9 protein-coding genes are annotated in these 12,544 nt (G+C 45.7%); 4 read left to right on the top strand and 5 right to left on the bottom strand.

Annotation, left to right across the window (positions count from 1 at the left end):
- Positions 1-78 precede the first annotated feature (78 nt).
- From AC5JM2_RS19725 to AC5JM2_RS19715, 3 genes are read left to right on the top strand one after another with little or no spacing between them, the layout of a single operon-like run.
- Positions 79-1,950 carry a CHAT domain-containing protein gene (locus AC5JM2_RS19725; RefSeq protein ID WP_495836533.1) on the top strand — a complete coding sequence of 624 codons (1,872 nt, stop codon included), beginning with the start codon at positions 79-81 and terminating at the stop codon, positions 1,948-1,950.
- A gap of 3 nt (positions 1,951-1,953) precedes the next feature.
- The gene (locus tag AC5JM2_RS19720) at positions 1,954-2,202 is read left to right on the top strand and encodes a hypothetical protein (RefSeq protein ID WP_495836532.1); all 249 of its coding nucleotides are present in this window, start codon (positions 1,954-1,956) and stop codon (positions 2,200-2,202) included.
- A 54-nt stretch (positions 2,203-2,256) separates the two neighbouring features.
- Positions 2,257-3,657, top strand: coding sequence for a tetratricopeptide repeat protein (locus tag AC5JM2_RS19715; protein WP_495836531.1), 1,401 nt, complete (start codon positions 2,257-2,259; stop codon positions 3,655-3,657).
- Positions 3,658-3,925: 268 nt separating this feature from the next.
- Here AC5JM2_RS19715 and AC5JM2_RS19710 read toward each other — a convergent pair whose 3' ends face one another.
- From AC5JM2_RS19710 to AC5JM2_RS19690, 5 genes are all read right to left on the bottom strand, one after another.
- Positions 3,926-4,222: a hypothetical protein gene (locus AC5JM2_RS19710; protein WP_495836530.1), complete on the bottom strand. Its 297-nt coding sequence runs from the start codon at positions 4,220-4,222 to the stop codon at positions 3,926-3,928.
- Between the two features lie 49 nt (positions 4,223-4,271).
- Positions 4,272-5,840, bottom strand: a complete 1,569-nt coding sequence (locus AC5JM2_RS19705) for a SulP family inorganic anion transporter (RefSeq protein ID WP_495836529.1) — start codon at positions 5,838-5,840, stop codon at positions 4,272-4,274.
- Positions 5,841-6,226: 386 nt separating this feature from the next.
- Complete coding sequence (locus AC5JM2_RS19700) at positions 6,227-6,898, bottom strand: response regulator transcription factor (protein ID WP_495836528.1); 672 nt, start codon at positions 6,896-6,898, stop codon at positions 6,227-6,229.
- A complete protein-coding gene (locus AC5JM2_RS19695; protein WP_495836527.1) occupies positions 6,895-8,376 on the bottom strand; it encodes a sensor histidine kinase in 1,482 nt (493 codons plus the stop codon). Before AC5JM2_RS19695 ends, AC5JM2_RS19700 begins: the two co-directional genes overlap by 4 nt.
- Positions 8,377-8,684: 308 nt before the next feature.
- On the bottom strand, positions 8,685-9,251 hold the full coding sequence (locus AC5JM2_RS19690) for a Uma2 family endonuclease (RefSeq protein WP_495836526.1): 567 nt from the start codon (positions 9,249-9,251) through the stop codon (positions 8,685-8,687).
- Positions 9,252-9,588: 337 nt separating this feature from the next.
- On the opposite strand from AC5JM2_RS19690, the gene clpB reads away from it, so the two are divergent.
- Positions 9,589-12,228: an ATP-dependent chaperone ClpB gene (clpB, locus tag AC5JM2_RS19685; RefSeq protein ID WP_495836525.1), complete on the top strand. Its 2,640-nt coding sequence runs from the start codon at positions 9,589-9,591 to the stop codon at positions 12,226-12,228.
- The last annotated feature ends 316 nt before the right edge of the window (positions 12,229-12,544 follow it).

Here is a 12,544-nt window from a genome sequence, read left to right as displayed (position 1 = left end):
TACCCTTGTCTAATTTTACCAGACTGTATTGGACTCAACCGAAAACTGCTATAATTGTAAAATCAACAAGTTCAAGTCATGCCCCTGACCTTCACCTTCGCCCTCACTCAACAGCAAACTTTTGAACTACGCTGTGATTATGGCTCACGTTCTCTGAATCAAGCAGAATTGAGTAAACTAATTGATGAATGTGAGCAAAATTACTACTCTCATGAGAGCGATCGCCCATCCTTACTTCTCCAGATAGGACGCCAACTTTACCAATGGATAGATGGTAAGCAAGGATGGCTCAGAAGGGCGCTGGATGAGGCTGAAGAACAGACAATTTATCTGGATTTGATTCAAACCAGTGAGGCGCAGGGGTTGAACCCGGAAACACAACGGGTGGCGCTGGGACTCGCTCATTTGCCGTGGGAATTGCTACATGATGGCACAGGATTTTTACTAGAACTGCAGGATATAGCAGTATTGCCTGTGCGTTCAGTGCAGCAGCGTAATACGAATGTGGCTGGCGTGCAAAATCGTCCTTTGCGGTTGCTGTTCATGGCGACTTCGCCGGAAGATCCAAGGGTTTCTGTGCTTGATTATGAGCGGGAAGAAACAAATATTCTGCAAGCAACTAAAGACCAACCCCTAGCTTTGATTGTAGAAGAAAGCGGCTCGGTTCAGGAATTAACTAATTTAGTGAAATCTTATGAGGAAGACTATTTTGATGTCTTTCACTTGACCGGACACGGGATAATTTATACTCAGGAAGATTTCGGGGGTTTGCTGCCAAAAAGCAGAAAAATTAAGGATTATACCCCGTGTTTCATCACCGAAGATGAGGTGGGTAAGGTACAATTGACTACCGTGGAGGATTTGGCGAAAGCCTTTCGGGGACGCTTCCCACAAGTGATTTTTCTTTCTGGCTGTCACACTGGGCAAGTCGCCAACCGGGGAACAGTCCCATCAATGGCGCAGGCTTTGGTGAAGATGGGGGCGGGTGTTGTTTTAGGTTGGGCGCGTCCGGTGTATGATCGGACGGGTATTATTGCGGCACAAGCATTTTATCAAGCTTTGGCAACGGGGGAAACGGTAGAAGGAGCAGTAAAAGCAGCGCAACAGGAAATGATTGCTCAAAAATGCTCCGACTGGCATTTGTTGCGGATTTATCGAGATACGCGCCAAATTGAGCAACTGGTGACACCGCTGAGAACCAAAAAGCGGGAAAAGCTGAAATCTACACAGCCGGAAAGCGAATTTCTGGATGAAAACAATATCGTGAAAGTCGCTAGTCGCTCAGAATTTGTTGGACGCAGACGCCCGCTACAACGGTGTTTGCAAGCATTACGAGAAACCAGCGACAACATCGGTGTATTTATTGCTGGGATGGGTGGACTGGGTAAGAGTTCCTTGGCGGCGCGGTTGTGTACGCGAGTCGAGGCACAGCGTCAGAATTTTGAGCGGGTGGTGTTAATTGAACCTTTGGATGAGGTAGGCTTACTCAATAAACTTTCCCGTAAGTTTGAGCGGTTTGCAGATGTGCCCGCATTGCTAAATGAACCAAAAGTTTCTCTCAAAGGGCGACTGCAAAACTTTTTTGAGAGAATTGAAGCAGAAGAAATTGATAGTCCGTTGTTGTTGGTGCTGGATGACTTTGAGCAAAACATCCCGAAAGCGAATATTGAAGATAATTCACTGCGGATGACGACGGAAGCTTACCGGATTTTAGAAGCGATTTGTGCAGCGCTGGAGGAAAATGGCGCTGAGAGTCGGTTAATTGTTACCTGTCGCTACCTCAAAGAAGATACCTTACCACCGCACCAACTGCATTTAGAATCTTTGGCGGCGATGAATTCGGCGGATGTTGATAAAATCTACCGGGAATTAGACAAAGAAGTCAAGCAACAGGTAGACGAACAGCGGATAATTAAAATAGCCGACGGCAATCCCCGCTTGTTGAGATGACTGTTGGATGTAGTTAAGAAGCAACCGGGTTTAGAATCAGATGAGTTGTTGACGCGGTTGGAGAATACGCAGCGGGAGTTTCGGGAAAATATTTTGGCGAAAACGCTGTTGAGTGGGTTGGAAGATGGAGAAAAAAAGTTTCTGGCTAGGTTGAGTGTGTTTCACCTGCCAGTGACGGAGGATGTTGTTAGGGCTATTTCCTTGAACGCCTGGGACTCAAAGTCCCAGGCTAATAGTGAAAGTCCTCTTTAGAGGACTGAAGATTTAGCAGAGGGAACTTCTAGTCCGCTTGAGCGGACTTGGACTATGAGCCAGGAAATTGATTCCCTGGCGGTTATGCCCAAACTCGTCAGCCTCAGCTTAGTTGAATCTGCCACGACTCACGCCAGCCAAACTGGAGAATATCGAGTGACGACGATTTTAGAATTATTGCTGGAACCGTTATTGAGTGAGGAAGAGTGGCAAACAACGCGACAGCGAGCAGCAAGGAAAATTTATCAAGTGTGGTGGGAGGAGTCTGAGGAACATAGGGAAGAGCAAGGACTGGAGATTGTGCGCTTGGGACTGCTGGCTGGGGAGCAGGAAATTGCTGTCAGCGTTGGGCATAGGATTGCAAATCGCTGGCTGAAGACTTCCCGATTTTTGGAAATTGGGCAGCTTTGTGAACCACTCCTGAAAAAGTTTGTGGACTATCGCATTTTGGGAACCATCGCCGCTGTGGAAACGTTTTTGGGCAAAGTTGAGGATGCTGTTGCCCATTATCAGCAAGCTTTAAAGCTTTGCCCTGAAGCAGACTTAGAAGTAAAAGCCGCTATCCTGAGCAACATGGCACGGGTGATTGCCCAACAAGGAGACATCGAACGCGCGATCGCACTATGGGAACAATCCTTGGAAATAGCTGAGCGGATTAACGGTGTCGGTGGTAAAGCCACAACCCTGAACGACATGGCATGGTTTATTGCCCAACAAGGGGACATCGAAAGAGCGATCGCACTTTGGCAACAATGTTTGGAAATATATGAGCGGATTGGCGATGTCGGTGGTAAAGCCGTTATCCTGAACAACATGGCAGGGGTGATTGCCCAACAAGGGGACATCGAAAGAGCGATCGCACTTTGGCAACAATGTTTGGAAATATATGAGCGGATTGGCGATGTCGGTGGCAAAGCCCTTACCCAGGCAAATCTGGCTTATTGGGCAGGTGAAACAGGAGATAAAGCTAAGCAGTTAGACTTAAATCTGCAAGCCGCTTCGGCATTTGCACAGGTTCGTGCTTATGGTTATTTGGTGACAGTTCTGAGTAACTTAGGCTTAGCAGATGATAACGGTTTGGTTTACCTGGCTCAAGCAATTTGGCTGACGCTGAGAATTCAAACCCCTTTAGCAGATACAATTGCGGTCAACTATGCTTTGTATCACGCAGTACCTCAAGGCGATGAACTGGAAGCCTTGCTTGGGATAACGGCAGCATTCTTTTGCAACCTTGGTGGCGAAGGACATCCGCAGTTAGAGAAACTCCAGGAATTGAGTGTCACGATGTTATCAGCGGCGGCGGGTGCTCGAGGAATTGAGACGCAGGAAGCGTTTGAGACTTGGTTTTTCCAGCAAAGGTTGGATGATCCGGAATATTTTCTTCCCCGACTGATTCAACGCTTAGAGGAGATAGTTGGTGATGAGTGGTTGTTTGATCGCAGTCAAGTTTCGTAGTCCCTCCTTGAGGTGAGGCTGAGCCTCAGCATGGGCATTCCCAGCCGGAGTCTGGGAACGAGAAAAAGATTAGCTCATTTCAACCGCCTTGGAATCAATTCCAAGGCTGACAGTCCAAGTCTACTAAAGTAGACTGAAAAGCTCATGCAGTCATCTTTTAGATGACTTTGCCTATGAGACTGGGATTTCAATCCCAGGCGGACGAGAGTGCAAGACGTGAGAATTGTGCAATATCTAAGCGTACTTGGGCGAGGTGCAAGAATTGAAATTAACTATCGACAATCCTTGAAGCGATAAGCCTTTGGACTTCGGCGTAAGCGCTGAGTCGAACGCTTGACGCTACGCGTATCGCACTTCGCGCAGACGCCCTTGGCGTATTGCTAGCAAAGGTGTAAATATACGAGGCGGAACCTCTTTTGAGACGATTCCCAGGCTGAGTTTGGGAACGAGAATCAAGTGCAGTACGTTTGTTTTTACCAGGCGTCATTAAAGACAAAAGTTTGGGCAAAGTAAAACAAACAATAGTATTAAGTAATGTTAATGCTATTGCATCTATCGTATTCATACACAATTTCCCTTTTGTTGAAATACACGAAATAGTTCAGTTAAAACTGTTAGACAGTTAAGTGCGATTGGCTTGGCTTGTCCTCTTCGGGCGATCGCCCATAGACAAGTGGTTTGCTGTAGCGTTCTACCAACCGATCCCACTGCATGATCACAGTGCTTCCTTTGTTTTCCTGTTGCTCTTCCCACATCGACAAAAAGTCAAGACAGGAATGGTCAATATAGCTCAGCATCTGTAGGTGGATATGAATTTCCTTGCCTGGGGAAATCTGCTCAAGGACTTTGGCAAGATGAGGTAGGCGAATAAATGTAGCCATACCTTCCAAATACACATCAATGCGGTGGTCGTTTGCATCCGCAAAGACATGGATAGAGAGGTGGGAAACTTTGTATATTAACTTAACTGCTGACAGCACAAGACCGAGTAATACGCCAAACAGTAAGTCAGCAGTGAGAATTCCGCCCAAGGTGGCAAAATAGATGAATACAGGGATACGCCCGTATCGTTGCAGCTTGCGGATATTCTCTACTTTCACCAGCTTGTAGCCTGTAACCACTAGAATTGCCGCAAGGCTGGAAGTGGGAATGAGATTTAGTACCGAAGGTGCAATACCAACAAGAGCGAATAGCCAGACTCCGTGAAGAATCGCAGATAATCTGGTTTTGGCTCCTGCTTCCACGTTAACAGAACTGCGGACAATCACACCCGTCATTGGTAGCGCTCCTAATGCGCCGCAAATTATGTTACCAAAGCCTTGGGCTGCGAGTTCGCGGTCGAAGTCAGTTTTTGATTCGTGCTGAAGTCTGTCTACCGCCGCCGCTGAGAGTAGGCTTTCTGCACTGGCGATAAAGGCGAGTGCTACGGCTTGCAACAGCAAAGAGGGCTTGAATACACCAATCAAGTTCTCTAACTTTGGCAGGTGAATACTGCTGACAAGATTATCGGGTACATTGACGTACTGAATAGGCAACTTCATCACAGAGGCGATCGCAGTTGCAATCACAACAGCGATCAAGGAGCCTGGTAGCAATTTTAATTTTTTTGGCTTGAACTTTTCCCAAGCAAGAAGGGTAATAATGGTAATTAAAGCCACACTTCCTGCAATAAAATGGCTGTTACCTGTAGCAGGATAAATTGACTTGTACAACTCGCTGGGAATAGAAAGTAAGTTATTGATTCCATGAGCACTGGGCTTACTGTCAAACATCACATGGAATTGAGAAGCAAATATCAGTACACCGATCCCTGCTAGCATTCCGTAGATGACTGCGGGAGATATTGCTCGGAAAACCTGTCCCAGTTTGAAGATCCCCGCGAGTAACTGCACTAAACCCGCGAGTATAAGAACCGGTCCTAGCATTTCAATGCCATACTCTTGAACCAATTCCCAAACTATAACAACAAGCCCAGCCGCCGGTCCACTTGCCTGTAATGGAGAGCCAGCAATAGTACCGACAATCATTCCGCCAACAATTCCTGTGATTATTCCCAGTTCTGGGGGAACCCCGGAAGCGATCGCAATTCCCATGCACAGTGGTAGAGCAACGAGAAACACAACTACGGACGCCACTAGGTCGTTGACGATGGAGCGTTTAGCTTTGAGGTCTCTGATTGTCATCTTCCTTTTTCCGTATTTCAGATTCAGTATTTCTACAGCCTTGAAAGTTATACTAATCACAATACATTTTTCCAAGAATAATATCGTTCAACCAGCATCCTCTACTTGTTGAGCAAAATAACCTAAATTTTTCCGCCTAGCATCAAAGCCAATATGTACATACTTTACTGACCTTCAAAATGGCATCTCACAGCCAATTAACTGATACTAGTTGTAGTTATCAGTAATACTATTCTTGGTTTCTTGATACTAGTTCGCATTTTTACGCAACTTGTATGAAGCTGAAAAAATGTAGGTGATAATCAACAGACCCTGATTACTACAGTTACCTTTAACATCCTCTACAATACTTATTAATTCTTTATGAAAACTTGATGAGAGAAATTTCATGTTCGCAGTCGATAGCCCATACCCCTGACTGTTTCGATGTAGTCGTGACCTAGCTTTTTGCGCAGGGAACCAACGCAGACATCAACAACATTAGAACCGGGATCGTAGTCATAGCCCCAAACTCGACTTAGCAATTGCTCTCGGCTCATGACTTGTCCTGGATGACGGACAAAGGTTTCAGCCAGGATAAATTCTCGTGCTGATAACTTGAGTAGATGATCCCCAACCCAAATCTGACGTGTCAGCAGGTTTAGCACAATCTTGCCTGTTTTAAGAATCGTTTCTTCCTGTCGTCTAACCAAACGATTGTCGCGTAACCGCGCCCGTACCCGTGCCAGCAATTCTTCAAACCGAAAGGGTTTTGTGATGTAGTCGTCAGCGCCACCTTCTAGTCCGGCAACTTTATCACTTACCTCGTCACGAGCGGAGAGGATTATGATAGAGATCTGTTCGCCCTGACCGCGTAATTCTTCCAATACCATCCAACCATCTTTGCCAGGTAGACCAATGTCAAGGATCAGGAGGTTAAAATCCCCAGTTTGAGCCATGCTCAAGGCTTCGTGACCATCTTTGGCAATTGCGGAAGAAAACCCCGACGCCCGTAACCCTTTTTCTATGAAAGTGGCTATGCGCGGTTCATCTTCAGCAATCAGAATCCGATCAGTCATACAGAATCTCCAAAGGGTGGATCTAGTGGAATGATAAGAGTGAATGTAGAACCTTTTGCGAGTTTGCTTTTAAGTTCTACTCGACCGCCATGTGCTGTTGCGATCGCTCGTACGATAGACAATCCCAAACCAGCGCCCTCAGAACGACGGGGACTACTAGAACCACGAGCAAAGCGCTGGAAGATGCGTTCTTGGTCGGCTAGGGGAATACCAACGCCTGTGTCACGCACCCAAAAACGAACCTTACCGTTCAAAAGCTCGCAACCAAGGGCAATGACATCCTCATCACTGGTGTACTGCGTAGCATTCTGAGCCAAATTCATGATAGCCTGAGTCAGACGCTGGCGGTCAGCCACAATCAGCCCTACACCCTTGTTTTCCAAACGCCAGTCTCGCTGAGCTAAAGCCGTGGCTTTAGTATACAGTTCCCCAATTAGTAAACTAATATCCACCGTTTGTAGGTTTAAAAAATTCGGTTGCTCTGCCTTAGCAAGTAATAGTAAGTCATCGACAAAGCGACTGATGCGATCAAGCTCATCAGTCACTAATTCCACTGTTTCACGTCGTTCTTGGGGATCGTCACCCAGTAGTTCCAAATGACCTCGGATAATTGTGATTGGCGTCCGCAGTTCATGACTTGCATCGTTGATGAAGTTTCGTTGACTGGCGAAAGCAGTCTGGAGACGGTCTAACATCTCATTGAACGTGATGGTAAGTTCGGCAATTTGGTCTACTCCCTGCACGGGGATGCGTCGAGATAAGTCAGATTCGGTAATTAAGTGCGCTGTTTCGATGAGTAAGCGTAGGGGAGCCAATAACCGCCCAGCCACTACCCAAGCCAGCACCGATGCTATGGCTAGAACAGCTATTGTCACCTGAATAATGACGACAACTGCCTGGTTCACCTGCTGATGAGCGCTACTACTAGAGTAAATGACCACAAAGACACCCTGAGTTTTGCCTTTGAGTATCGGCTCAGCCATATAGTAGATAGTATGACTTGAGATGAATTCCTTACCTTGCTTGGGCTGTTTGAGCTTCTGCCAGTCTTTAATAAGGACTGAATTGGGCTGTAAACCAATTGGCAAGGCTTGCGGACTCGATTTATAAAATTTCCCATTCAACAGCGTAATCAAAAACGTGTCCTCATGGGGAATGTTGCGGGACAAAAATACATCAAAAATGGCAGCAACATCATCCCCGAAAGGTTGAGCCGTGCTAGGGTTCTTCCCCTCGGTCAATCGTCTAAACTGTTTTACCTCCTGGGTGAGAAACTTTTCAACCTCGTGTTCAAGTCGGACAAGCAGAACCTCACGAATTGCCAGGATAGATACTAATGTGGAGAATGCCATCAGCACAACGTACCAGATTAGGATGCGTGTGCGAACGCCAAAAAAGATGCTGCGCCATCTAGGAAATCGGTTTTTCTTTATCATTTGAGCATTTTGATTGCTGCTGGTAAAGATTTTTGGAGCCATGAGCCGATCAAGACGGTTGTATTGCAAAAATTCTTTGAGGATAGTAGATCCTGTGAAGTGGGATTTCGTTATGAGTAATTGTAGCTATAAGCAGTTGACATAGATGACACTTTTACTAAATTAGCATCACTTCCCGCACCAGTATCAAGCGATGCTCCAAAGGAACCAACCTAGGCGAACGCATTTGGGTTGGGTACGTTTGACCCAATTTTGGTCAATATAACGGAATATTTTGGGCTTTGCGCTCTGAGGAAGGCGATTAAAGCGGTAAATGAAGTATAATTGCGCCAAGTGCCTGATCCTGTTGGCTAATCACCGGACATCTTCAGCCAACCAAAAATCCTATCTACTGTTAAGTTTAGGTCAATATTCTCTAATACTGACAAGCGATCGCTACCTAATAATAATTCTGGTTGTTGACCTGGTTGAAAGACTAAAATAGACCTATCTGCTGGATCGATTAACCATCCTAGTTGACAACCATGTTGTAAGCAATAAAGAATATTCCCAATTACCCGATTTGAACTTTGTTCTGGGGAGAGGATTTCAATTGTCCAATCTGGGTACAATAAAAAATCATTGGGAACTTCCCCATCGGTATCAAAGGGAATTCTTGACCATTTAAAAACTGCTATATCAGGTACAATGGAGCGTGTACCAAAGCTACAGCGCAATTCTGGGAAGGCATAAGCAATTTTCTGGTTTTCTGTGTTCTCGTTGATTGTATTGCAAAGCCTTAACTGTAAACGGCTGTGTTTTCCTTTCGGCATTGGCTTTTGTACAATCTCGCCGTTGATGTATTCTAGGCTTGGCTTTGTTTCAGGGAGCTTCAGAAATTCTCCCAAGCTATCTGTTGGGGTAATTGTAACTGTCATGGCTCCTGATTTTTTGGGTAAATATCATTTGATTTTAGCATTAGAGTGGGCGATCGCTTCCATTGGGGTTTGGGCAAGGGGTATAGGGGTGTAGGTCTTAAAATCAGCAACGCCAGCTCCTATTGTGTATTCTGTATTCTGCCTTGGCGCGTTCTGTGTTCTGCGTTGTTCTTAACTGCAAAGACTCATTGGACGGAAATACCACTCAATAAAGACGTGAACACCGATCCAGCCACTTGCCGTCCTCTTTTTACAATGGCGATATACGAACAAACTATACACTTGTTCTATCTGCACTACAGCGTGCGCCTAAAGTAACTCGCCCTAATATAAGCCTATGCAACCAACTAATCCAAACCAATTTACAGAAAAAGCCTGGGAAGCGATCGCCCACACTCCAGATACTGCTAAACAATATCAACAACAGCAGATTGAAAGTGAACACCTGATGAAAGCACTGCTGGATCAAGAAGGACTAGCCAACGGTGTTTTTACCAAAGCGGGTGTGAATCTGCAAAAACTGCGCGATCGCACCGAACAATTTATTCAAACTCAGCCCAAAGTCTCTGGTAGCAGCAGTTCTGTGTACTTAGGACGCAGCTTGGATACTCTTCTTGACCGCGCTGACGGTTATCGTAAGGAGTTGCAAGACGAATATATTTCTATTGAACACTTGCTGCTGGGTTACGCTAAAGATGACCGTTTCGGCAAGAAATTGTACCAAGAATTTGGGTTAGACGAAAGTAAGCTTAAAAATATTATTAAACAAATTCGTGGGAGCCAAAAAGTGACCGACCAAAATCCAGAAGGTAAATACCAATCACTGGAAAAATATGGGCGTGACCTGACAGAAGCTGCCCGTCAAGGTAAACTTGACCCAGTGATTGGACGTGATGATGAAATTCGCCGCACGATTCAAATTCTGTCGCGTCGTACCAAAAATAACCCTGTGTTGATTGGTGAACCAGGGGTTGGTAAAACTGCGATCGCCGAAGGACTCGCACAACGTATCATAGCTGGTGATGTACCCCAGTCCCTCAAAGACCGCAAGCTCATAGGTTTAGATATGGGTGCTTTGATTGCGGGAGCAAAATTCCGGGGAGAATTTGAAGAACGTCTCAAAGCAGTCTTAAAAGAAGTAACCGAGTCGAACGGTAATATAGTTTTATTTATTGATGAAATTCATACCGTTGTCGGTGCTGGTGCGACTCAAGGCGCAATGGACGCGGGTAACTTGTTAAAACCGATGTTGGCGCGGGGTGAATTGCGCTGTATTGGTGCGACAACTTTAGATGAATACCGTAAATATATCGAAAAAGACGCTGCTTTGGAAAGACGCTTCCAACAGGTTTATGTGGATCAACCCTCTGTTGAAGATACCATTTCCATTTTGCGCGGTTTGAAAGAACGGTATGAAGTTCACCACGGTGTGAAAATTTCCGATAGTTCTTTAGTTGCTGCTGCTACATTGTCGAGTCGATATATTAGCGATCGCTTTTTACCAGACAAAGCAATTGACTTGGTAGACGAAGCTGCGGCTAGACTCAAGATGGAGATTACCTCCAAACCCGAAGAACTCGACGAAATCGACCGCAAGATTCTGCAACTAGAAATGGAGAAGCTGTCACTGCAAAAAGAAAGCAATGTAGCATCCAGAGAACGTCTGGAAAGACTAGACAAAGAACTTGCAGATCTTAAAGAAGACCAAAGCACACTCAATGCTCAATGGCAGTCTGAAAAAGACATTATCACAAAAATTCAGTCTGTTAAAGAAGAAATTGACCGTGTCAACTTGGAAGTTCAACAAGCAGAACGCGACTACGACCTCAACCGCGCTGCTGAGTTAAAATACGGCAAGTTAACTAGTTTGCATCGCGATTTGGAAGCAGTAGAAACTGAACTTGCTCAAGCACAACGCAGTGGAAAGTCCTTATTGCGCGAGGAAGTCACTGAAGCTGACATTGCGGAAGTCATTTCCAAGTGGACAGGAATTCCCATCAGCAAGCTGGTGGAATCAGAGAAAGAAAGACTGCTGCACTTAGAAGATGAACTGCATCACCGCGTGGTTGGACAAGAAGAAGCAGTCAGTGCTGTCGCAGATGCAATTCAACGTTCTCGCGCTGGACTTGCTGATCCCAATCGTCCGATCGCAAGCTTTGTTTTTCTTGGTCCAACAGGTGTCGGTAAAACTGAACTCGCGAAAGCCTTGGCGTCTTATATGTTCGACACCGAAGAAGCGCTGGTGCGGATAGATATGTCCGAGTACATGGAGAAACACGCCGTTTCCAGACTCATCGGTGCGCCTCCAGGATACGTCGGTTACGACGAAGGCGGACAACTGACTGAAGCAATTCGTCGTCGTCCCTACGCGGTGATTTTGTTCGACGAAATCGAAAAAGCACACCCAGATGTCTTTAACATCTTGTTGCAAATTCTCGATGATGGTCGAGTCACTGATGCTCAAGGACATACGGTAGATTTCAAGAATACCGTGATCATCATGACCAGCAACATCGGTTCACAGTATATCTTAGATGTGTCAGGAGATGACTCACGTTACGATGAAATGCGCCATCGGGTGATGGAAGCGATGCGAAATAGCTTCCGTCCTGAGTTCCTCAACCGTATCGACGAAATTATCATCTTCCACAGTTTGCAGAAACAAGAATTGCGCCGAATTGTGCAGTTGCAAGTTGCTAGACTACAGCAAAGATTGAGCGATACCTCCGGTGGGCTTCGCCAACGCAAAATGTCTCTCAAACTTTCCGATGCTGCTCTTGACTTTTTAGCAGAAGTAGGCTATGATCCAGTATTCGGAGCACGTCCGCTGAAGCGAGCAATTCAACGCGAGTTAGAAACTCAGATTGCCAAAGCTATCTTGCGTGGTGAATTTAATGATGGGGATACCATCTTTGTGGATATCGAGAATGAGCGGCTTGCGTTCAAGCGCTTACCAGTGCAGGTGTTGACAACTTAAAATTAGGTGAAGAAAAAATCTCACGCAAAGGCGCAAAGTTTGATAAGAGCGCCTTTGCGTTTTTTTTGGTATAGAAATCATGGTAAAGGTGGCGATGGCGCAAAGCACCCGTCCAGAAGACGATATGATATCGTGTCCGGTTAAAGACTTATCATTAAGGCTCTTCGGGAGCAGGGGGTAGGGAGCACCGGAGAAAGAGTTTTTAGGTTTTGGCACAGATGCACCGAATTATAATTAATTAGGCGGACATGGTATGAGAAGATATAGCAGTTGCCAGGTAGATTAGGACATGAACTAATGAGAAAATACGGATACC

Source organism: Brasilonema angustatum (genome assembly GCF_059505445.1).
The sequence above is the reverse complement of the archived record's forward strand: the minus strand, read 5'-3'. Positions and strand labels throughout refer to the sequence as shown.